Genomic DNA, 21,617 nt, shown 5'->3' with positions numbered 1-21,617 from the left:
AGGCGGCGGGCCGCTTGCCCAAGTGACCAACTACTTGACCCGAGAGGATATCGACCCTTCCGGTATTGGCCGGACAGTACCGATAGAGTTCACCGGCACCGTCGTCAACAGACTGAATCTGACCAGTGCCGACTGGGCTTCGCTGGAGGCCGCCAGTCGTGAGAAAGAACGGATTGTCCTCGAAAATAAATTGTTGCTGGGTACCGGTGCTCCCTGGTTTGTCGCCCAGTTCACCGCTCTTCTTGGGCGGCTGGTGGCTGACGATATCATTACCTATGAAGACAGTGACGGGCGCTATGTCGTCTATGACGGTCGGGACACCAACAACAATGGTGTCATTGATCCTTATGCGCTGAAGAACGTCACCGAGTTGATTATCAACAAAGGTGCTGCGGTCATTGCCGGGAACGGCAACGACACCCTTTATGGTACGAATTACTCCAACGATGAACTTTATGGTGGCGACGGCAACGATCAACTCGATGCTCGCAAGGGTGCCGATCGTATGGTCGGCGGATCGGGAAACGATACCTATGTCGTCGATGACGAAGGTGACACGGTTGTCGAGAAGGCGGGTGAGGGCACTGATACCGTCAAGTCCAGTATCGCGTTCAAGCTGGCCGATGAGTTTGAAAATCTGGAGCTGACCGGGACTGCCAGCGTCGATGGAACAGGCAATGACCTCGACAACCGGATCCTGGGAAACTCGGGAAGTAACGTTCTGCGAGGCGAAGGCGGTAACGATTACATTTCCGGTAATGCAGGCGACGATACGATTGATGGCGGCGCCGGGAACGACACACTCATTGGCGGATATGGCAGCGACCTGCTGGAAGGCGGAGAAGGCAACGATATCCTGCAAGGCAGTGAAAGCGGCGACAGAGGCAGTTCCGACTCCGATACGCTGAACGGCGGCACGGGTTTTGATATCTACAAGGCGCAGTCTCACGATGTGATCTTCGACTCGGACGGCAAGGGCTCAGTCTATCTGGAGAATCGGCGACTCACCGGCGGCAAACGCAAAGAGGACGATCCTGAAGACACCTATTACGGTGGCGGCAATACCTATGTGCTCAAGAACGGCACCCTGACCATCAATGGCAGCCTGATCGTCAATGCATTCCAGAACTATGACCTCGGCATTGCTCTGGAACTGGAGGACGAAGAGGAGGAAGAGGAAGAAGCTCCCGAGACTGACGATGCCGAAAGTCGTACTTCCCCCATTGTTCTCGACCTTGACGGCGACGGCATTGAAACGCTCGCGGTCGGTGCCAGCTATTTCGATCTCGATAGCGACGGCCTGAGCGAGATGGCTGGCTGGGTCAGCCCCGACGACGGTCTGCTGGTGCATGATCGCAATGGCGACGGCCGTATCAGCAACGGTAGTGAGTTGTTCGGCAACCACAGCCTGCTGAACAATGGCCAGACGGCCCAGAATGGTTATCAGGCGCTGGCCGAGTACGACAGCAATGGCGACGGCATGGTCAATGCCCAGGACGCCTCCTATGCCACGCTGCAGGTCTGGCGCGATCTCAACGGCAACGGCACCAGTGATGCCGGAGAGCTACAAAGCCTGACCGATGCTGGCGTGGTGTCGATCAGTACAGGCTACACCGACTCAAGCCATGTCGATGCCCACGGACATGAGCATCGTCAGGTCAGCACCATTGTGTTGGCCAACGGTATGGCGTCGACCGCGGCGGATGTCTGGTTCAAGGTTGACGCCTCCAAACGCGTCAACAGCGGGGACATCGCGCTCACTGACGATGTCTATTTCCTGGCCAACGCCAAGGGGTTTGGCAAGGTGCAAGATTTGCATCAGGCCATGGTGCTCGACCCTGAACTGAAGACGCTGCTCGCTCAGTACGTATCCGCTACCGACGCGGACAGTCGCGACCAGTTACTGGATAACCTGATCTATCGTTGGGCGGGGACAGAAGATGTCGACCCTTACAGCCGCGACCCCCAGAAAATCTATTCGCATGTGATGGATGCGCGTCAGCTTGTCACTCTGGAGAAGTTGGTGGGTCATGCCTACATGGGACTATGGTGCTGGGGAGAGCGCGATCCTAATCCGCATGGCCAGGCCGCCCCCATCCTTGTGGCCGAGTATCTTGAGTTCAAGCGTTTCACGGCGGCGCAGATTCTGGCACAGACCGAGTATGCCAGTGAGCTGGACATTATCCGCACGGCCTTCGGCTCTGACGCCCACAGTATTTCTGTCGACTGGAATACGTTAAAGGACAAGCTGAATGTGTTGCTTGCCAACGGGCAGGATGATCGCATCCGTGGCGTCATTAAAGTTCTTACTGATCTTGGGACCTATTCCCCTGCTTACCGGACCCAGCGCGATGCTGCTTTTGAAACCATTGCGGCATTCAACCCCGATTTGGCAGCCTTCTTTGATTTTTCCAGCTTCATAGGCACAGCCGGTAACAATACGCTCTACGGCATGAGCTATGGCACTCTCTTCTACGGCCTTGGAGGAGATGATCGGCTTTATGGCAATGGGGGCGATGACAGCTATCACTTCGCCCGTGGGCATGGCAACGACGTCATTCTGGATCGGGGAGGCCTGGATCAGATCGTCTTTGCCGACGGTATTGCCCAGAGCGATCTGGTGTTCTCGCGCAATGTCACGACGGTCTGGATTCATGTCAGGAATGCCGATGGCAGTGATGCAGGTTCATTGCAGATCGATAACTTCTTCAATTTTGATGGTTCGCTGGATTTCGGTGCCATCGAGTTTATCCGCCTGGCTGACGGAACCAGTCTGAATCAGCAACAGATACTGGCGCTGTTGACCGCCAACGCCCTCACTCAAGGGGATGATCTGGTGTTCGGCACGGCTGCCAGCGACACCATCGACGCGCTGGCCGGCAATGACAACATCCATGGTCTGGGTGGTAACGATCAACTGTCCGGTGGGGCTGGCAGTGATGTGCTGATGGGGGACGACGGCGATGATGTGCTGACCGGCGGCATTGGCGACGATACCTTGATCGGAGGCCGCGGCAGTGACACTTACATATTCGAGGCAGGCTATGGCCATGATGTCATCGACAACGTTGCCGATGCGACCGAGGTCAAGCGTGACCGACTGATGTTTGGAGCCAGTATCGCGCCTGCATCGGTTATCGCCAGGCGGGCAGGTGATGACCTCCTGCTGTCCACCTCAGCCAATGACAGCATTCGTCTGAACGGCTATTTCGTCGCCGAAGCGGGCAATGGCACGGCAGTCGATGAAATCGTCTTCCAGGACGGTACGCTCTGGGGCATTGCCGACATCAAGCGCAAGGTACTGGAGGCCAGCGCCGGTAACGATGAACTGGTGGGCTACGCCACGAATGATGTACTGAATGGTCTGGGCGGTGACGACTTTATCGCCGGGTACGGCGGCAACGACACCCTGTTCGGTGGTGACGGGCAGGACTATCTCGATGGCGGTGTCGGGAACGACAGTCTGTCCGGCGAGGCTGGCAACGACAACCTGTACGGCGGTGAAGGTAACGACCTGCTGGATGGTGGCGACGGCAACGACTGGATAAATGGGGACGTCGGTGACGACACCCTGATCGGCGGGGCTGGAGACGACATTCTCGATGGCGGGGCTGGCCGCGACACGCTTCAGGGCGGAGCCGGCAACGATAATCTGTACGGAGGTGCCGGAGACGACTTCCTGGCGGGCGGTGAGGGCAACGACCGTCTCGACGGCGGCAGCGGCACCAACAGCTACCTGTTTGCCCGCGGTGGTGGTCAGGACATCATCATGGATGCCTACGAAAATGTGGTCACCATTTACCTGTCCGACTTGCCTCTGGAAACCCTGGTGTTCCGTCGCAAAGGCACGAGTCTGGATGTCTCCTTCCCGGACAGCCCACAGGATTTGCTGTCTCTCGCTGACTTCTTCAGCAACGAAATACCGTCCGGCGGTATTCACCTGCACTATGGCGATGGGTTGGTGGCCGTCATCAGCCCGACACAACTGCATCAACTGACGCTGGAGGGCACGGAAGTCGCCGACCTGATCTATGCCTACTCCGGCGACGATCAGATCGAAGCGCGCGGCGGCAACGATGAGGTGTATGCCTTTGCCGGCAACGACCGCGTCGATGGCGGTGAGGGGAACGATTACCTCGATGGCGGTGATGGCGACGACACGTTGCTGGGTGGCAGCGGCAACGACATTCTGCTGGGTGGCCTGGGTGACGACGTGCTCACAGGTGGCAGCGGTAATGACAACCTGGACGGTGGCGACGGCAATGACCAGTATTTATTCGCCGCTGGCTGGGGCGACGACACCATTTTCAACAGCGTCGGCGGCGATAGCGTGCATTTCAGCGGTGTAGCCCCGACCGATCTGCTGCTACGCCGCGAAGGCATGGACCTTCTGGTCGTCAACCCGCTCACTGGCGACCGGCTTCGCATCCAGGGTCAGTTCTCTTATCAGGCCGGCCAGCCTGGAGCGACCGCGGTCGCACAGTTCGTCTTCGACAACGCTACGACCTGGGATGTCGAGGCCATCCGCCTCAAGGCAATCGAAGGCAGCGAAAAAGACGATGCCATTCTAGGCCATGCTGACGATGACGTGATCGCGGCGGGCGCAGGCAACGATTACGTCGACGCCGGAGACGGCAATGACGTGGTGAACGGCGGCGACGGCAATGACACGCTCTATGGCAGTTCAGGCAACGACACCCTGAATGGTGACAATGGCGACGATCTGCTGATCGGCGGTAGCGGCCTGGACACTCTGTCGGGCGGTGCTGGCAACGATACCCTTCAGGGGTACGGTCTGCTCGATGGCGGCAGCGGGGACGACCTGCTTGAAGGCAGTGGCGAATTGCTGGGTGGCGATGGCCAGGACATCCTCCGTGGTCAGGGCAGCGACACCTTGTCCGGTGGTGCGGGCAATGACGTTCTTGAGGCCTACAGCAATCCGTGGATTCGCAACGCGAACATTCTTTCCGGCGGCACCGGGGACGACAGTCTTTATGGCGCCTTCGGCGACGATACCTACCTCTTCAATCTCGGCGATGGCCGCGACTTGCTGGTCGAGCGGCGTGCCGGGCAGGCCTACAGCAACATCGCTCCGTCCTTTGACACCTTGCGTTTCGGTGAAGGCATCAGCGTCCAGAACCTGAGTTTCACCCGGACCGGCAACGACCTGCTCATCAGCCACAGCAACGGCACTGACGCCATTACCGTACAGAACTGGTATCAGGAGCCGAGCGAACACTTCAAGCTGGAACGCCTGGAGTTCGCCGATGGCTCCGTGCTCAGCGGCAACGATGTCGAGGCACGTGCCATTACCGTGGGAACCATCGGTAACGACACGCTGATGGGTTACCGCAATCAGGATGACCGCATCTATGGCGGTGCCGGCGATGACCAGATCTGGGGCCAGGCGGGCAATGACCTGCTGGTGGGCGGCGACGGTGCGGACTACCTCGACGGCAGTATCGGCAGCGACCGTCTGGAAGGCGGCACCGGCAACGATTCGCTGATCGGTGGGCAGGGCGCGGATGTCATGCTCGGCGGTGCGGGCGACGACTATTACGCGGTCGATAACGCCAACGATCAGGTGATCGAACTGGCGAATGAAGGGGATGATTTCATTCGCACCACGGTCAGCTATACGCTCGGTGCCAATATCGAACGCATGGCCTCCGATGGGGCGGCCAATCTGGTCCTGACCGGTAACGAACTGGCCAACGGGTTGTGGGGCAATGCCGGGGATAACGTTCTGGCGGGCTTGCTGGGCAATGACTTCCTTTCTGGCGGTGCCGGTAACGATGTCTATGTGTTCAACCTGGGTGACGGACAAGACACCCTCGACAATATCGATGCCATCACGGCGGTCGATACGCTGCGTTTCGGTGCGGGCATCAGCGATAACGACGTGCTGGCCTTCCAGCAGGGCGAGCATCTGTTCATGAGGATCAAGGGCAGCAGCGACCAGATCGCCCTGTCGGGTTACTACGCGGCCAATACGGTCAGTAACGGTGTGACCTATGACCGGAAGATCGAGCGGGTGGAGTTTGCCAACGGTGTGGTCTGGGATCAGGCCCGATTGCAGGAGGTCGTGAGCCGCGCTGCCAACAACAAGTCGCCGGTGGTCAACGCCAACGTGCCGACCTTGACGGCGAGCCAGGGCACCGCCTTCAGCTACACCATCGCGGAAAACACCATCACCGATCCCGATGTCTGGGACTCGATCACCTACAGTGTGAAAATGCGCGACGGCTCCGACGTGCCTGCCTGGCTGAAATTCGATGCCAGGACCCGGACACTGTCCGGCACGCCTTCGGCCTCTGATGTGGGAAGCCTGCAGTTCATCCTGTGGGGCACGGACAACTACGGTTATGCCGCCGGTACCTACGCAACCCTGACCGTGTCGCAACCCAACCGGGCCCCCACGGTGGTCAGCGCCCTTGCGGACCAGAGCGTGGCCGAAGGCACTGCCTTGGCCTATACCGTGCCTGCCGGAGCCTTCAGCGATCCGGACAGCGGCGACAGCCTGACCTACAGCGCCACGCTGGCAGATGGCAGCGCCTTGCCTTCCTGGCTGACCTTCAATGCCTCCACCCGCCAGTTCACCGGGACGGCACCGGGCACGGCTGTCGGCACCACCAGCGTCAGAGTGATGGCCAGAGACCGGAGCGGCCTGACCGCGTCCGACGTTCTGGACATCGTCGTTACGGTGCAGAACCTGACGCTGACCGGTACTTCAGGAGCGGACACCCTGACCGGGCGCTCGGGCAACGACACCCTCAACGGTGGCGCCGGCAACGACACCCTGATCGGCAATGCGGGCAATGACCGGCTCAACGGCGGTGCCGGCAACGACACGATGCGCGGCGGCACGGGCGACGATACCTATGTGGTGGATTCAACCTCCGATGTGCTGACCGAAAATGCGGGAGAGGGCACCGACACGGTCGAGTCCAGCCTGACCTGGACCTTGGGCGCCAATCTCGAAAACCTGACCCTGACCGGTACCTCGGCGCTCAACGGTACGGGCAACGCGCTGGACAACATCCTCATCGGCAACAGTGCCGTCAACACCCTGACCGGTGGCGCGGGCAACGACCGCCTCGATGGTCTGGGTGGTGCCGACAGGCTCATCGGCGGTGCCGGAAACGATACCTACGTGGTCGACAATACCAGCGATGTCATTACCGAGAACGCCAACGAAGGAACCGACACGGTCGAAGCCAGCGTGACCTGGACGCTGGGCAACAACCTGGAGAACCTGACGCTGACCGGCAGTTCGGCCCTCAACGGCACGGGCAACGCCCTGGCCAACGTGCTGACCGGTAACGCGGCGGCAAACAGCCTCAGCGGTGGTGCCGGCAACGACACGCTGGACGGACGCGGCGGCGCCGACACCCTGACCGGTGGGGCGGGCAACGATACCTATATCCTGGGGCGTGGCTATGGCGTCGATACGCTGGTCGAGAACGATTCGACCAGCGGCAACACCGACGTTGCCAGATTCATGGACGGTATCGCGACCGATCAGCTCTGGTTCCGCAAGGTGTCCAACAACCTGGAAGTCAGCATCATCGGAACCTCCGATGCGCTGGTCATCAGGGATTGGTACTCGGGGGCGGCGACTCATGTGGAGCAGTTCAAGACCAGTAATGGCAAGACACTGCTCGACAGTAAGGTGCAGGGCCTGGTGGACGCCATGGCTGCATTCTCGCCGCCTGCGGCTGGCCAATTGACGTTGCCGGATAATTACAAGGAGCAGTTGTCCTCGGTGATTGCAGCCAACTGGCAGTAAGCACATCGACCTCAAAGCCGACCCGCCTGATGGCGGGTCGGTTCGATGTGTGAGAAGTACATGGAAGGTGCAATGCCTTTCAAAAGCCATGGGCCGAATGAAGTCGCCAGCAACTGCCTCCCACAAAGTGATTGATGACCTTAATGGATCGGCATTACCACGTAGCGAATTCATTCGCGAAACTCAGGTTATTGACTCTTCGAGACGTTGAACTTGATCGGAACAGTCAAGGTTCCTCCCCAGTTATAATCGGAACCCGCCCTTATACCCAGCCTGAGTACACCTTCGTAATGGTCGTCGGGCAGCGTAAGTAAATTGTCTAAAGGCACATAGCTCAGTTTCCAATAGACGTTATGGTCATTGCCAGGACAGGCTCTTAACGCATGCATAGGATATTCTTCTGGGCATTCTCCGTGCCTGAGGGTACCGCGCAAGATAAGGGGGTAAGGCTGTCGCCGTGTGCCCACAACCCACGTTGTCAGTTTCGTATAGTCACCCTCAACCGGTTGCAGCGATGTGGGGCCTTCCTCTTTGCCATAAGCAACAAGACCAACGAAGCTTTTCAGATCGGGTACGGATATCGTTCCTTGAATCATTGTTTTTGCAGGGATTGCCCATTCTAATGAGTGCTGCACGGACGGTTTGATAGGCGCTGGAAGGTTGAAATCTGCGATGGCTTGTCGTGCCGCTGGGCTGTAAGTCAGTCCCCATTTATCAAAGAAGTCACGCAAATCCTTGCCCACTATCCTGCTGCTATTAATCACAAACCAGTCGATCTTTTTCTGCTCTGTCGAGAAGTCATCGGCATTGTCGCCACGTGCATAAGCCATCCGGAAATCCTTGGCGAACTGTGCATGCCAGTCCGGGAAGGAGATATAAAGTTGCGCGAGCATCAGTAACGTTTTATCAGCAGGGTTATCGGGGACTTCAGGTAAACCGTCCATGGCCAGAAATCGTCCCACCGCTTCTGGGTCCGAGGTTATATAGGCGCCGAAACGTGAGTGACACCGATCAAAATTGGCTACTTTATTGCCTGTTAACATTCGGCAAGCTTCCAGCGAGAACAAGTTGTTGCTGATTTCTGTAAGGTGGTTCCATTTCCAGGCCAGTTGGTTCTGATGACCATATTCATGCCAGTCGCCCCACTGACTGGTTACCCGGTTTCCACCAAAATTTATTCCGACCAGTCCGTTGTAATAATGAGACATACAGCATAGGTTGAAGCTTGCCTGATACATTGATAAGGCTACAGCATCGAGTGGCGTATCGGTCTGCCATGTAAAACCATTGAATTGATCATAGCGGGTTGTAATGATCAGGTGCTCCTTCATCATGGCATCTATATCTTTATCGGCATGCTGCAAGGCTACGGATGCTGGGAAGTTCATCACGGTTCTGCCGTTGAACAGGTAGACCTGGCCTGAGGGGTCAGGTTTTTTTGCGATCGCAGGCCAGTCGCTCGGTGGTGTTACTCCGAAGAGATAGAGCGATGTGTTTGCATGGGGCTGGGAGGTGCTGATGTTGACAAATTGGCCCCAACTGCTCCAATTGTTCATGTTCTTGCCGACGTCCACACAGGCAAGCATCAGCATGCCGGGAATGGTTGCTTTGTAAACCTGAGTCGAGTTTTTTCTCAAGGTCATGCTGTTCGTGGCCGAGGATCCGTATGGCTTGTCGAAGTTAGCGAATGTGTGAGCGGAACAGTGTGTAAGCAGGCTGGGATAGTCTTTGACGTCCAGAATTATCTCATCGCCGACCGCCAGATAAACACGAGTGGGTATATAGATATTTCTATGCTGCCATCCTCCCACGCGCCTCATTTCATTCTCTTGTTCTTCGAGAACGGGAATGTTGTACGTGTCTTCTCCGCCTTCATATATTGCCTGTGCCCGTAATTGCCACAGCAAGACTTCGCTCAGTAGACCTTGTGTAGAGGGTTGAGAAGTGTCGATCTTTCTATCGAGGTATTCCGAAGGCACTAATACTTCTTTGTCATCGTAGATAGCGTCGTTTTCGGCATGGGCTGCGATGCCCGTGACGAATGTCAACAGGATGATAATGGATTGAAGGTATAAGCGCGTGGCTTTATATAGTATGGTTCGATCATAAGGCATGCTCATTGTCTGGCTCCTTTTTATAGTGCTCCCTTTATTGGATGTAGTTTAGTTTGTCCATCATTGAATGGGCGCGTGCAGGTATATCGTTTGGTAATACTATGGGCCTGCAGGAGCGAATTCATTCGCGAAAAGCAGCCCAAATCCTCATTCATTACTCCAACCGTAACGATCCCGCTCCCAGCTTGATTGATGCTCCACACCCTTCGCTCCTAAGGTGACCCACGACAGCGAATTCGTGGAGTGATCATGACAACAACAACGAACCCCGACGCGCGCTGGTCGCGTCGTCGCAGTGAGAAACAGCGGCGGCTCGAGCAGGTGCGAACCCTCGCCGATGGTGTGGTTCTGCCGACCGACAAGATTGTCGCGGCGCTGGAGGCCTTGCTGGTTTCCGGGGACCGTGTGGTGCTGGAAGGCAATAACCAGAAGCAGGCGGACTTTCTGTCCCGTGCGCTGGCCAAGGTCGATCCCGGCAAGGTGCACGACCTGCACATGATCATGCCCAGCGTGGGTCGGGCCGAGCATCTGGACCTTTTCGAGCAGGGCATCGCCCGCAAGCTGGACTTCTCCTTTGCCGGTACGCAAAGCCTGCGCATCAGCCAGTTGCTGGAAGACGGGCTGCTGGAAATTGGCGCCATCCACACGTACATCGAACTGTATTCCCGACTGGTGGTGGACCTGATCCCCAACGTCGTACTGGCTGCCGGTTTCATGGCCGACCGGGCAGGCAATATCTACACCGGTCCGAGCACCGAAGACACCCCGGCACTGATCGAACCTGCTGCTTTCAGCGATGGCATTGTCATCGTTCAGGTCAACCAGTTGGTGGACGATGTCAGCGAGTTGCCCCGTGTCGATATCCCGGCTTCCTGGGTCGATTTCGTGGTGGTGGCCGACAAGCCGTTCTACATCGAACCGCTGTTCACCCGCGACCCGCGCCATATCAAGCCTGTGCATGTGCTGATGGCGATGATGGCTATTCGCGGCATCTACGAGAAACACAATGTTCAGTCGCTGAACCACGGCATCGGTTTCAACACGGCAGCCATCGAGCTGATCCTGCCGACCTATGGCGAGTCGCTGGGCCTCAAGGGCAAGATTTGCCGCAACTGGACACTCAACCCGCATCCGACGCTGATCCCCGCCATTGAAAGCGGTTGGGTCGAAAGTGTGCATTGCTTCGGCACCGAGCTGGGAATGGAAAACTACATCGCGGCCCGGCCCGATGTGTTCTTTACCGGACGCGACGGTTCGCTGCGCTCCAACCGCCAGTTGTGCCAGCTGGCCGGGCAGTACGCGGTGGATCTGTTTATCGGCGCGACCTTGCAGGTCGATGGCGATGGCCATTCCTCGACCGTGACTCGCGGCAGGCTGGCAGGCTTCGGTGGCGCGCCCAACATGGGCCATGATCCTCGTGGTCGCCGTCATGCCACCCCTGCCTGGCTCGATATGCGCCAGCAGAGTGGCGATGCGCCCGAGGCTTATCTGGAGCGCGGCAAGAAGCTGGTGGTGCAGATGGTTGAGACCTTCCAGGAAGGCGGCAAACCCACCTTCGTCGAAACCCTCGATGCGGTGGACGTGGCGAAGAAAAGCGGCATGCCGCTGGCGCCGATCATGATTTATGGCGACGACGTTACCCACTTGCTGACCGAAGAGGGCATCGCCTATCTGTACAAGGCCCGCAGCCTGGAAGAGCGTCAGGCGATGATTGCCGCCGTGGCAGGCGTGACCGTGATCGGCATGCGCCACAATCCCAAGGACACCGCCCGCATGCGTCGCGAAGGCCTGATCGCTCTGCCGGAGGATCTGGGGATTCGTCGCACCGACGCCAGCCGCGAACTGCTTGCCGCCAAGAGCATTGCGGAACTGGTTCAGTGGTCGGGCGGCCTGTACAACCCGCCTGCGAAATTCAGGAGTTGGTGATGCGCGCACTCAAACTGGATTCGCCGCCTGTCACCCTCAGCGAGCACCTGGCCGATCTGGCTATGGAAGCACTGATCGACGAAGCGGACCTGTCACCCAAACCGGCGCTGGTCGACCGGCGTGGCAGCGGCGCTCATACCGACTTGCACCTTGGCCTGATGCACGCCTCGGCCCTGTCGTTATGGCCGACCTTCAAGCAAATGGCCGATGCCGCGCTGGCGCTTGGTGAAGTTGGCCAGCCATTACGTGAAATCCTGGGCCGTCTTGGTCGTGAAGGTGAAGCAGAGATGCTGCGCACCACCGGCGGCGTGAATACCCATCGCGGTGCGATCTGGGCCTTGGGCCTGTTGGTGACGGCTGCCGCGCTGGAGCCGGATAACTGCACGCCTGCGGCGCTGTGCCTGCGGGCGGCGCAACTGGCGCAGATCGAAGACCGGCATGTCATCGCTCAGCCCAGCCATGGCCGCGAAGTCGCACGCCGCTATGGCGTCATGGGCGCAAGGGAACAGGCGCAACAGGGCTTTCCGGCAGTCATCCGTTTCGGTCTGCCGCAACTGCAACACAGCCGGGCCAGTGGCAGCGGTGAGCAGAATGCACGGCTGGATGCGCTGCTGGCGATCATGACCACGCTGGCGGACACCTGCGTGTTGCACCGTTCCGGCATGACCGGGCTGGAAGCCATGCAGCGGGGCGCGCAACGGGTGCTGGATGCCGGAGGCAGCGCCAGCCTGGCGGGTCGCCGTCATCTGCAAGCCCTGGATCAGCAACTGTTGAGCCTGAATGCCTCTCCTGGCGGCGCTGCCGACCTGCTCGCCGCCTGCCTGTTTATCGATAGCCTTGAGCCTGCGCTCGGCCATTTATCGAGGAGTCTTTGATCATGGAAACCCTGTCTTTTGAATTTCCTGCCGGACAGCCGCCCACAGGCCGTGCGTTGGTGGGCTGTGTCGGTTCGGGCGACCTTGAAGTACTGCTGGAGCCGGGCTTGCCGGGCAAGCTGTCGATTCAGGTGGTGACCTCGGTCAACGGTGCCTCGGCACGCTGGCAGCATCTGTTCGAGCGCATGTTCGAGGGCCAGACGCCGCCCGCGCTGAGTATCGATATTCATGATTTCGGGGCGACGCCGGGCGTGGTGCGTCTGCGTCTGGAACAGGGTTTCGAGGAGATCGGCCATGACTGATACCGCCCGTTTGCTGAGCCAGCACAGCTTTATCGAACTCGGTGCCCGTCAGCGTGCCCGAGCCTTGCTGGATGAGGGCAGCTTTCGCGAGCTGATTGATCCGTTTGCCCGTGTCATGTCGCCCTGGCTGGCACGTCAGGGTGTCGTGCCCCAGGCCGATGATGGGGTTGTGGTCGCCAAAGGCACGGTCGATGGACGCCCGGTGGTCATCGCGGCTATCGAAGGCAGTTTCCAGGGCGGCAGCATGGGTGAAGTGGGCGGCGCGAAAATGGCCGGCGCGCTGGAGCTGGCTGCCGAGGACAACCGCAAGGGCATTCCCACCGCTGCGATTCTGCTGCTGGAAACCGGTGGCGTGCGTTTGCAGGAAGCCAATCTGGGTCTGGCCGCAATTGCCGAGATTCATGCCGCGATTGTCGACCTGCGTCAGTACCAGCCGGTGATCGGTGTCGTGGCGGGCAGTGTCGGGTGTTTCGGCGGCATGTCCATCGCCGCTGGCCTGTGCAGTTATCTGCTGGTCACTCAGGAAGCTCGCTTGGGTCTGAATGGTCCGCAGGTGATCGAGCAGGAAGCGGGTATCGAAGAATACGACTCACGTGACCGGCCTTTTATCTGGAGCCTGACCGGCGGCGAACAACGTTTCGCCAGCGAACTGGTGGACGGCTTTGCTGCTGACGATGTGGCGGATATCCGGCACATCGTCAGTGGCTGGCTCGGTGACGGCGTGCCTGCCCAGCACCGCAGCAGCCAGTACGACCTGTTCCTGCAGCGTCTCTCGCGCCTGGACACCACGGCGCAGATCGACCCGCAGGCCGTGCGCAACCTCTATCAAGGAGCCAAGTCATGAGTGATTCCCCACGCGGTTTGAACTGGTTCAACGCCTTGAGTGCAGAGGCCCGGGAAGTGGTGGGCCTGCCGGCTTCGGTCAAGGCGGCGGACGGCATGCTTGGCGAACAGGCGGTACGTTTTCTGGCGGTGGTCGCGGATGCGGATAACCGTTTTCCTCGTGCTCGTCAGGGGGAAGTCGGGCTGCTGGAAGGCTGGGGGCTGGCCAAGGCCGTGGACGATGCAATCGAGCTGGACCGCGATGCCGAACACAAGCGTGCGCTGATTGCGATTATCGATGTGCCAAGCCAGGCCTATGGCCGTCGCGAAGAAGCCTTGGGGATTCATCAGGCACTGGCGGGCGCTGTGGACAGTTACGCTCGTGCGCGGCTGGCCGGGCATCCGGTGATTGGCCTGCTGGTGGGCAAAGCCATGTCCGGCGCCTTTCTGGCCCATGGTTATCAGGCCAACCGGCTGATTGCCCTGCGCGATCCGGGAGTGATGGTGCATGCCATGGGCAAGGCGTCCGCCGCCCGCGTGACGCTGCGCAGCGTCGAGGAACTGGAAAAACTCGCCGCCAGCATCCCGCCCATGGCTTATGACATCGACAATTACGCGAGCCTGGGTTTGCTGTGGGAAACCTTGTCGGTCAGCCAGATCGAGCAACCGGCGGCCGCTGATGTCGCTCAGGTTCAGCATGTGCTGGGCAGCGCCATCAAGGATGTTCAGGCCACAGGTGCTGACTTGAGCAGTCGACTGGGTGCCAGCAATCGCGCAGCTTCGTCGAACGTGCGCCAACTGCTGCGGGCTCAGTGGTAATGAATACCCCGCTGGCGGTGCTGCCCCATGATTTGTTGTGGGGCATGAGCCTGTCCGGCTTGCCTGGGGATGCGCCTGACTGGGTGTTTGAAGTGATCAGCCAGGGCCAGCCAGTGGTGGTGCGCCGTGGTGCTGCTGCGGCAGGGCAGGTGGCGGTGGGTATCCGCGGGCCGCGTCGCGAGCAGCGCTATGCCACGACCATGGCGTGCTCGGCCATCGAGCGTCATGTACGTCCTGAACAACTGACTCATCTGGCTGACAGAAATCCCCGGCACTGGCCTGCGCTGGATGCATTGAGTCAGGTCCGTCCGGTAATGGACGTATTGAACTTGAGCTGGGGCGTCAGTGGCAGCGCAGGCTTCGAGCTGGCCAGTGGTTTTGCCGCGCTGCATCAGGGTAGCGATCTGGATCTGATTTTGCGCACACCGGAGCCTGTGAGTCGCGGTTGGGCTGCCGAGCTGGTGGAGGCGCTGGAAACAGCCATCTGCCGGGTCGATGTTCAGTTGCAACTGGCCGAAGGGGCGGTGGCTTTGAAGGAGTGGGCCGGGTCTTCCCGTGAGGTTCTGCTCAAAAGTTCGACAGATACCCGACTGGTCAGCGATCCATGGCAGCAGCCTGGGGTGAGCGCATGAGCAGCTTCTGGGTGTTTCCCGGCCAGGGCGCGCAGCAGGTGGGCATGTTGCATCAGTTGCCGGATTTGCCTCTGGTCCACGATTGCCTGCGCGAGGCTGCCGAGGCGTTGGGTGAGGATGTGTTGGCGCTTGACTGTGCCGAAGCGTTGCAGTCGACCCGTTCCGTTCAGCTTTGCCTGCTGATCGCCGGGGTGGCTTGCGCCCGTGTCTTGCAGCACCACGGTTGTCAGCCGGATTACGTCGCCGGCCTGTCGATTGGGGCTTATCCGGCCGCTGTCATTGCCCATGCACTGGCTTTCGAGGATGCACTGCGACTGGTGGCCCTGCGCGGCGAGTTGATGCAGAACGCTTACCCCGAAGGCTATGGCATGACCGCCATTATCGGTCTGGATCAAGCCTGTATCGAGGCGTCGATTGACCGGATTCATAGCCAGGAGACGCCGGTTTTCCTGGCCAATATCAACGCCGATAACCAATGCGTCATTGCTGGCAGCAGCCAGGCGATGGAGCAGGTCGGGCGTCTGGCCAAAGAGGCCGGCGCCGCTGCCGTCAAACGCCTGGCCGTGAGCGTGCCGTCCCATTGCGCTCTGCTGGATGAACCGGCGCAGGTGCTGGCCCGTGCATTCGCTGAGGTTCGGCTTGAGACACCCAAGGTGCGTTATCTGAGCGGCAGTACGGCACGCCCCATCGTGAATGTCGAAAAGCTGCGCGATGACCTGACCTTCAACATGTGCCGGGTCATTGACTGGCGCAGCACCGTGCAGACCGCCTACGAGCGTGGCGTGCGGCTGCAGATCGAGTTACCGCCCGGCACCGTGCTGACGGGGCTGGCGCGCAAGGTGTTTGAACAAGGAACGGCTGTCGCCTTTCAAGGCGCTCGCCTGGACAGTCTGGTCGCGTTGTCGCGAGAGGAGGGAACCCGCAATCCATAAAGTGTGAGTGCAATGCTGCTGCGAAGGACAAAAACAACAACTTCGGCAACGCAATTGAGGAATAACAACAATGATTATCTACGGTGTGGCTTTGCTGGCTATTTGCACCCTTGCAGGGGTGATTCTAGGTGACATGCTCGGCGTTCTGCTGGGGGTCAAATCCAACGTGGGCGGTGTCGGTATCGCCATGATCCTGTTGATCTGCGCCCGCCTGTGGATGGAGAAAAACGGCGGCATGAGCAAGGAATGCGAGATGGGCGTCGGCTTCTGGGGTGCCATGTACATTCCGGTGGTGGTGGCCATGGCCGCCCAACAGAATGTGGTGACTGCGCTCAAGGGCGGACCTGTTGCCGTGCTGGCTGCCATCGGTTCGGTGGTGTTGTGTGCCTGCACCATTGCGTTGATCAGCCGTACCAACCGGGGCGAGCCGCTGCCCAAGGAAGAGCCGGACGTGATCCCGACTGCAACCCCTGTGGGAGGTCGCTGATATGTGGGATCTCATCGAGAAAGGTCTGGAACACAACGGTCTGATCACCGCCTTCGCCTTTGTCGGCGTCATCATGTGGATTTCGGTCATTCTGTCCAAGCGACTCACCTTCGGGCGGGTGCATGGCTCGGCCATCGCGATTGTCATCGGCCTGATACTGGCCTGGGTCGGCGGCACGCTGACCGGTGGGCAAAAAGGCCTGGCCGACATGGCGCTGTTCTCCGGAATCGGTCTGATGGGCGGTGCGATGCTGCGCGACTTCGCCATCGTCGCCACGGCCTTCGAGGTGCAAGCCACCGAAGCACGCAAGGCCGGGATGATCGGCGCGGTTGCCTTGTTCCTGGGCACTATCCTGCCGTTCATCGTGGGTGCGAGCGTTGCCTGGGTGTTCGGTTATCGCGACGCCATCAGCATGACCACCATCGGCGCGGGCGCCGTCACCTACATCGTGGGGCCGGTGACGGGCGCTGCCCTGGGCGCAACCTCGGATGTGATGGCCTTGTCCATTGCCACAGGTTTGATCAAGGCGATTGTCGTGATGGTCGGCACACCCATGGCGGCCCGCTGGATGGGCCTGGACAACCCACGCTCCGCGATGGTCTTCGGCGGCCTGGCCGGCACCGTCAGCGGCGTGACGGCTGGCCTTGCCGCGACCGACCGGCGCCTGGTGCCTTACGGCGCACTGACCGCCACCTTCCACACCGGGCTGGGCTGCCTGCTCGGGCCGTCGCTGCTCTACTTTATTGTGCGAGCCATTGTGGGGTAGGGCGTTGGAGCGACAAGCTGCAAGCTTTAAGTCTCAAGTCAAAAGCTTGTAGCTTGTAGCCGCCTTCGCGAATAAATTCGCTCCTACGCGATATTGGTCAGGCGGTTGGTATACATCCGGCACTCGGCAATCAGTGCCAGCAGGTTCGGGTCCCGTTCTCTGGATTTGAGAAACACCAGGCCGATGTGTTGTTGCATGCGATAGCGTTCCTGCAGCGGGATCAGTCGCACGCGGTTTTCATAGACCGCTGCGATGCGCCCCGGCAGCAGGGCGTAACCCACGCCTGAGCTGACCATGCTCAGCAGGGTGAAGATGTCGTTCACCTGCATCGCGACCTTGGGCTCGAAGCCCGCCTGTTGAAATACCCGTATGCCGTCGCGGTGTGTGGCGAAGCCTTGGGTCAGGGTAATGAAGGTCGATTCGCACAGGTCGCTCAGGTCCACTTCCTGATGATGGGAAAAGGGCGAGTCGGCCGGTACGGCGAGGAAGATATCGTCGGAAAACAGCGGCAGGTGCTCGCAGTCCGTGTCATTGAGACTTTCATCCAGCGAGACCAGCATCGCATCGACTTCCATGTTCTTGAGCTTGTAGAACAGGTCGATGTTCGAGCCCAGGATCAGGTCGATATTCAGTTCGCTGCGGCGGATCTTCAGGCCCATGATGAGCTGCGGCACCGTCTTGACCGTCAATGAATACAACGCCCCGAGCTTGAAACGTGCAGCCGAAAAGCCGGCAGCCTGGCGGGTTGCTTCAACGGTGCTCAGCACGTCCTGGATCAGCTTCTGGGCGCGCTCTTCCAGCACATAGGCGCTTTCCATCGGCGTCAGGTTGCGGCCCTCATGCTTGAACAGCGGGCAACGCAAGGCACTCTCCAGCGAATGAATGGCGCGATGCACGCTGACATTGCTGGTCTGCAATTCCGCAGCCGCCCGCGCCAGATTGCCGGTGCGCATGAAGGCCAGGAAAATTTCAAGTTTTTTCAGGGTCAGCTCGTCATCGATCTGCATGTCGTGGCGCTTGTTGTTGGTGTGGGCACGATTGTGCCTGACCCCGAAGACGATGACTGCTGCAAATATCTGCATTGCGCTTTACATCTGTAACCGCGAGCCTCTAAAAAGGTGTTTCTTGCAGTCAGAGGTCATGTGCGGATGTACTACGGAGAAAAATTCAACGCCTGGTCGCATCTGGTGGGCGCTGTATTGGCGGCTGTCGGTGCGATCTGGTTATTGGTGATGGCGAGCCTGCAGGGCGATATCTGGAAGATTGTCGGCGTGGCCATCTACGGCCTGTGCCTGGTGAGCCTGTATAGCGTTTCGACGGTGTATCACAGCGTCCGCGGACGGGCGAAAGTCATCATGCAGAAGGTCGATCACTTTTCGATCTACCTGATGATTGCAGGCAGTTACACGCCCTTCTGTCTGGTTACGTTGCGCGGCCCGTGGGGCTGGAGCCTGTTTGGTGTGGTCTGGGGACTGGCGCTGATCGGCATCCTGCAAGAGATCAAGCCACGCTCCGAAGCCCGGATCATGTCCATCGTGATCTACGCGGTCATGGGCTGGATCGTGCTGGTGGCCGTCAAACCGCTGTTGGCGACACTTGGGTTGGCGGGTTTCATCTGGCTGGCAGGCGGTGGCGTGTTGTACACCGTGGGCATTATTTTCTTTGCCTACGACCACATTCGCCACTGGCACGGGATCTGGCACCTGTTCGTGATTGCCGGAAGCCTGATGCATTTCGTAGCGATCTGGTTTTACGTGCTGTAGAAGCAAATTCATTCGCGAAAGGTCGCGAATGATTCGCTTCTACCTGATTTAGAAATCCCCCCACAGTTGCTGAGCCACACTCAGCGCAACCACCGGCGCTGTTTCGGTGCGCAGCACGCGCGGGCCCAGGCGGGCGGCGTGGAAGCCTGATGCTTTGGCTTGCTCGACTTCTGCATCGTTCAAACCGCCTTCAGGGCCGATCAGAAAGGCCAGGGTCGTCGGTTTTTCATGACTGGTCAGGGCTTCGGCGACCGGGTGCAGGACCAGCTTGAGGTCGGCCTCGGTCTGCTTGAGCCAGTCGGCCAGTGGCATCGGCGGATGAATCACCGGCACAACCGAACGGCCGCATTGCTCGCAGGCGCTGATTGCGATCTGTTGCCAGTGCGCCTGACGTTTTTCGGCGCGTTCGTCCTTCAGGCGGACTTCGCAGCGTTCACTGACGACAGGAGTGATTTCAGTGACGCCCAGTTCTGTGGCTTTCTGGATCGCCCAGTCCATCCGCTCGCCACGAGACAGGCCCTGGCCCAGATGAATGCGCAGCGGCGATTCGATCTGCCCGGCCAGGCTTTCAGTGAGCTGGACGCGCACGCGCTTCTTGCCGACTTCCACCAGCGTGCCGCGAAACTCCGTGCCCGAGCCGTCGAACAGTTGCAGCGTATCGCCCTCGGCCATGCGCAGGACGCGACTGATGTAGTGCGCCTGAGCCTCGGGCAATTCGTGTTCGCCCAGGCTCAGGGTGGCGTCGGTAAAGAAGCGGGACAGTCTCATGGTGGGTCTCTGGGTGATTATTCTTTGTGCAGAAGAGGTTCGGGGATGAATCCCCTCCTACGGTTCAACGGGGTTTAGCCCGGATCACGAAAATCCGGATGGAAATTCTCGCGCACGGCCACGCTGATGCTGCTGCGGGTCGCGATGTCGATGCCTTCGCTGGCGACTTCGGCCAGGAAGTCGATCTGCTCGGGTGTGATCACGTAGGGCGGCAGGAAGTACACCACGCTGCCCAGTGGCCTCAACAGTGCGCCGCGCTCCAGCGCGTGCTGGAAAACCTGCAGGCCCCGGCGCTCCTGCCATGGGTAGGCGGTCTTGGTTGCCTTGTCCTGCACCATCTCGATGGCCAGCGCCATGCCGGTCTGGCGTACTTCGGCTACATGGGGATGATCCACCAGATGCGCCGTGGCAGTGGCCATGCGTTGTGCCAGCGCCTTGTTGTTTTCGATGACATTGTCCTGCTCGAAGATATCGAGAGTCGCCAATGCCGCCGCACAGGCCAGCGGATTGCCGGTGTAACTGTGGGAGTGCAGGAAGGCGCGCAGTGTCGGGTAGTCGTCGTAGAAGGCGTCGTACACTTCGTCTGTGGTCAGGCAGGCGGCCAGTGGCAGATAACCACCGGTCAGGGCTTTGGACAGGCACAGGAAGTCCGGGCGGATGCCAGCCTGTTCACAGGCAAACATGCTGCCGGTACGACCGAAACCCACGGCGATTTCATCGTGAATCAGATGCACGCCGTAACGGTCACAGGCCTCGCGCAGCAACTTGAGGTAGACCGGGTGATACATGCGCATGCCGCCTGCGCCCTGGATCAACGGCTCGACGATCACTGCCGCCACGCTGGCGTGATGTTCGGCCAGGGTCTGTTCCATGGCGGCGAACATGTTGCGTGAGTGCTCTTCCCAGCTCATGCCTTGCGGGCGGTTATAGCAGTCCGGGCTCGGCACCTTGATGGTGTCCAGCAGCAACGCCTTGTAGGTTTCGGTGAACAGCGGCACGTCACCCACCGACATGGCGGCCATGGTTTCGCCGTGATAGCTGTTGGTCAGGGTCACGAAGCGTTTCTTGTCCGGCTTGCCGCGGTTGAGCCAGTAGTGAAAGCTCATTTTCAGCGCGACTTCGATGCAGGAAGAACCATTGTCGGCGTAGAAGCAGCGTGTCAGCCCTTCGGGTGTAAGTTTGACCAGTCGCTCGGACAGCTCGATCACCGGCTGGTGGCTGAAGCCTGCCAGGATGACATGTTCAAGCTGGTCGACCTGATCCTTGATCCGCTGGTTGATGCGGGGGTTGGCATGGCCGAACACGTTGACCCACCAGGAACTGACGGCATCCAGATAACGCTTGCCTTCAAAGTCTTCCAGCCAGACGCCTTCACCGCGCTTGATCGGGATCAGTGGCAGGTTTTCGTGATCTTTCATCTGCGTGCAGGGGTGCCACAGGACCTTGAGGTCACGTTGCATCCACTGGTCATTCAGGCCCATTGGCAATCTCCGGGTAGCGACTCGCATGACGCGAGGGCGAACAATCGCGCAAGCCTATGCAATGCCTGGCTGTGGGACAACCATTTGTGTCGTTTTGAACATCGCTGGCGGGCATTTTATGGCTGGCGTATGCTGCGCGCC

General features: G+C 59.5%; 15 protein-coding genes. 11 read left to right on the top strand and 4 right to left on the bottom strand.

Annotated features, from left to right (window positions below):
* Positions 1-34 precede the first annotated feature (34 nt).
* Positions 35-7,789 carry a calcium-binding protein gene (locus KGD89_RS23875; protein WP_074569172.1) on the top strand — a complete coding sequence of 2,585 codons (7,755 nt, stop codon included), beginning with the start codon at positions 35-37 and terminating at the stop codon, positions 7,787-7,789.
* 188 nt (positions 7,790-7,977) lie between these two features.
* Here the strand turns inward: KGD89_RS23875 and KGD89_RS23870 are convergent, their stop codons facing one another.
* Positions 7,978-9,909 (bottom strand): M60 family metallopeptidase, encoded by a 1,932-nt coding sequence (locus tag KGD89_RS23870; protein WP_025262243.1) that lies wholly within the window; start codon positions 9,907-9,909, stop codon positions 7,978-7,980.
* Between the two features lie 243 nt (positions 9,910-10,152).
* Here KGD89_RS23870 and mdcA point away from each other — a divergent pair, with 243 nt between their 5' ends.
* The 9 genes from mdcA to madM all read left to right on the top strand — a co-directional run bounded on the left by mdcA (position 10,153) and on the right by madM (position 17,464).
* Positions 10,153-11,829 carry a malonate decarboxylase subunit alpha gene (gene mdcA, locus KGD89_RS23865; RefSeq protein ID WP_025262242.1) on the top strand — a complete coding sequence of 559 codons (1,677 nt, stop codon included), beginning with the start codon at positions 10,153-10,155 and terminating at the stop codon, positions 11,827-11,829.
* On the top strand, positions 11,829-12,704 hold the full coding sequence (locus KGD89_RS23860) for a triphosphoribosyl-dephospho-CoA synthase (protein WP_025262241.1): 876 nt from the start codon (positions 11,829-11,831) through the stop codon (positions 12,702-12,704). Before mdcA ends, KGD89_RS23860 begins: the two co-directional genes overlap by 1 nt.
* Positions 12,705-12,706: 2 nt before the next feature.
* Positions 12,707-13,006, top strand: a complete 300-nt coding sequence (locus KGD89_RS23855) for a malonate decarboxylase subunit delta (protein ID WP_025262240.1) — start codon at positions 12,707-12,709, stop codon at positions 13,004-13,006.
* Positions 12,999-13,850, top strand: a complete 852-nt coding sequence (locus KGD89_RS23850) for a biotin-independent malonate decarboxylase subunit beta (protein WP_025262239.1) — start codon at positions 12,999-13,001, stop codon at positions 13,848-13,850. The genes KGD89_RS23855 and KGD89_RS23850 overlap by 8 nt, the downstream gene beginning before the upstream one ends.
* Positions 13,847-14,647 (top strand): biotin-independent malonate decarboxylase subunit gamma, encoded by an 801-nt coding sequence (gene mdcE, locus KGD89_RS23845; RefSeq protein ID WP_025262238.1) that lies wholly within the window; start codon positions 13,847-13,849, stop codon positions 14,645-14,647. The genes KGD89_RS23850 and mdcE overlap by 4 nt, the downstream gene beginning before the upstream one ends.
* Positions 14,641-15,279 carry a malonate decarboxylase holo-ACP synthase gene (locus KGD89_RS23840; protein ID WP_025262237.1) on the top strand — a complete coding sequence of 213 codons (639 nt, stop codon included), beginning with the start codon at positions 14,641-14,643 and terminating at the stop codon, positions 15,277-15,279. Before mdcE ends, KGD89_RS23840 begins: the two co-directional genes overlap by 7 nt.
* Positions 15,276-16,211 (top strand): malonate decarboxylase subunit epsilon, encoded by a 936-nt coding sequence (gene mdcH, locus KGD89_RS23835; RefSeq protein WP_025262236.1) that lies wholly within the window; start codon positions 15,276-15,278, stop codon positions 16,209-16,211. The genes KGD89_RS23840 and mdcH overlap by 4 nt, the downstream gene beginning before the upstream one ends.
* 70 nt (positions 16,212-16,281) lie before the next feature.
* Positions 16,282-16,698, top strand: coding sequence for a malonate transporter subunit MadL (madL, locus tag KGD89_RS23830; protein WP_025262235.1), 417 nt, complete (start codon positions 16,282-16,284; stop codon positions 16,696-16,698).
* Between the two features lies 1 nt (position 16,699).
* Positions 16,700-17,464, top strand: coding sequence for a malonate transporter subunit MadM (gene madM / locus KGD89_RS23825; protein ID WP_025262234.1), 765 nt, complete (start codon positions 16,700-16,702; stop codon positions 17,462-17,464).
* Between the two features lie 83 nt (positions 17,465-17,547).
* Here the strand turns inward: madM and KGD89_RS23820 are convergent, their stop codons facing one another.
* Positions 17,548-18,471 (bottom strand): LysR family transcriptional regulator, encoded by a 924-nt coding sequence (locus tag KGD89_RS23820; RefSeq protein ID WP_025262233.1) that lies wholly within the window; start codon positions 18,469-18,471, stop codon positions 17,548-17,550.
* A gap of 141 nt (positions 18,472-18,612) precedes the next feature.
* On the opposite strand from KGD89_RS23820, the gene trhA reads away from it, so the two are divergent.
* Positions 18,613-19,227 (top strand): PAQR family membrane homeostasis protein TrhA, encoded by a 615-nt coding sequence (gene trhA / locus KGD89_RS23815; protein WP_025262232.1) that lies wholly within the window; start codon positions 18,613-18,615, stop codon positions 19,225-19,227.
* A gap of 48 nt (positions 19,228-19,275) precedes the next feature.
* Here the strand turns inward: trhA and KGD89_RS23810 are convergent, their stop codons facing one another.
* Together KGD89_RS23810 and KGD89_RS23805 are read right to left on the bottom strand one after the other, a co-directional pair.
* On the bottom strand, positions 19,276-19,995 hold the full coding sequence (locus KGD89_RS23810) for a 16S rRNA (uracil(1498)-N(3))-methyltransferase (protein WP_025262231.1): 720 nt from the start codon (positions 19,993-19,995) through the stop codon (positions 19,276-19,278).
* A gap of 74 nt (positions 19,996-20,069) precedes the next feature.
* On the bottom strand, positions 20,070-21,476 hold the full coding sequence (locus KGD89_RS23805; protein ID WP_025262230.1) for an adenosylmethionine--8-amino-7-oxononanoate transaminase: 1,407 nt from the start codon (positions 21,474-21,476) through the stop codon (positions 20,070-20,072).
* Positions 21,477-21,617 lie beyond the last annotated feature (141 nt).

Origin of the sequence: Pseudomonas cichorii (assembly GCF_018343775.1) — a bacterium.
Lineage (GTDB): Bacteria > Pseudomonadota > Gammaproteobacteria > Pseudomonadales > Pseudomonadaceae > Aquipseudomonas > Aquipseudomonas cichorii.
Note: the sequence above shows the minus strand (reverse complement) of the source record. Positions and strands in the feature narration are given on the sequence as shown.

What these genes read in the sequence shown, in the direction of transcription:
- KGD89_RS23870 (WP_025262243.1), bottom strand. Translation starts at nt 9,909, where the DNA reads ATGAGCATGCCTTATGATCGAACCATACTATATAAAGCCACGCGCTTA.
- mdcA (WP_025262242.1), top strand. Translation starts at nt 10,153, where the DNA reads ATGACAACAACAACGAACCCCGACGCGCGCTGGTCGCGTCGTCGCAGT.
- KGD89_RS23860 (WP_025262241.1), top strand. Translation starts at nt 11,829, where the DNA reads ATGCGCGCACTCAAACTGGATTCGCCGCCTGTCACCCTCAGCGAGCAC.
- KGD89_RS23855 (WP_025262240.1), top strand. Translation starts at nt 12,707, where the DNA reads ATGGAAACCCTGTCTTTTGAATTTCCTGCCGGACAGCCGCCCACAGGC.
- KGD89_RS23850 (WP_025262239.1), top strand. Translation starts at nt 12,999, where the DNA reads ATGACTGATACCGCCCGTTTGCTGAGCCAGCACAGCTTTATCGAACTC.
- mdcE (WP_025262238.1), top strand. Translation starts at nt 13,847, where the DNA reads ATGAGTGATTCCCCACGCGGTTTGAACTGGTTCAACGCCTTGAGTGCA.
- mdcH (WP_025262236.1), top strand. Translation starts at nt 15,276, where the DNA reads ATGAGCAGCTTCTGGGTGTTTCCCGGCCAGGGCGCGCAGCAGGTGGGC.
- madL (WP_025262235.1), top strand. Translation starts at nt 16,282, where the DNA reads ATGATTATCTACGGTGTGGCTTTGCTGGCTATTTGCACCCTTGCAGGG.
- madM (WP_025262234.1), top strand. Translation starts at nt 16,700, where the DNA reads ATGTGGGATCTCATCGAGAAAGGTCTGGAACACAACGGTCTGATCACC.
- KGD89_RS23820 (WP_025262233.1), bottom strand. Translation starts at nt 18,471, where the DNA reads ATGCAGATCGATGACGAGCTGACCCTGAAAAAACTTGAAATTTTCCTG.
- trhA (WP_025262232.1), top strand. Translation starts at nt 18,613, where the DNA reads ATGTACTACGGAGAAAAATTCAACGCCTGGTCGCATCTGGTGGGCGCT.
- KGD89_RS23810 (WP_025262231.1), bottom strand. Translation starts at nt 19,995, where the DNA reads ATGAGACTGTCCCGCTTCTTTACCGACGCCACCCTGAGCCTGGGCGAA.
- KGD89_RS23805 (WP_025262230.1), bottom strand. Translation starts at nt 21,476, where the DNA reads ATGGGCCTGAATGACCAGTGGATGCAACGTGACCTCAAGGTCCTGTGG.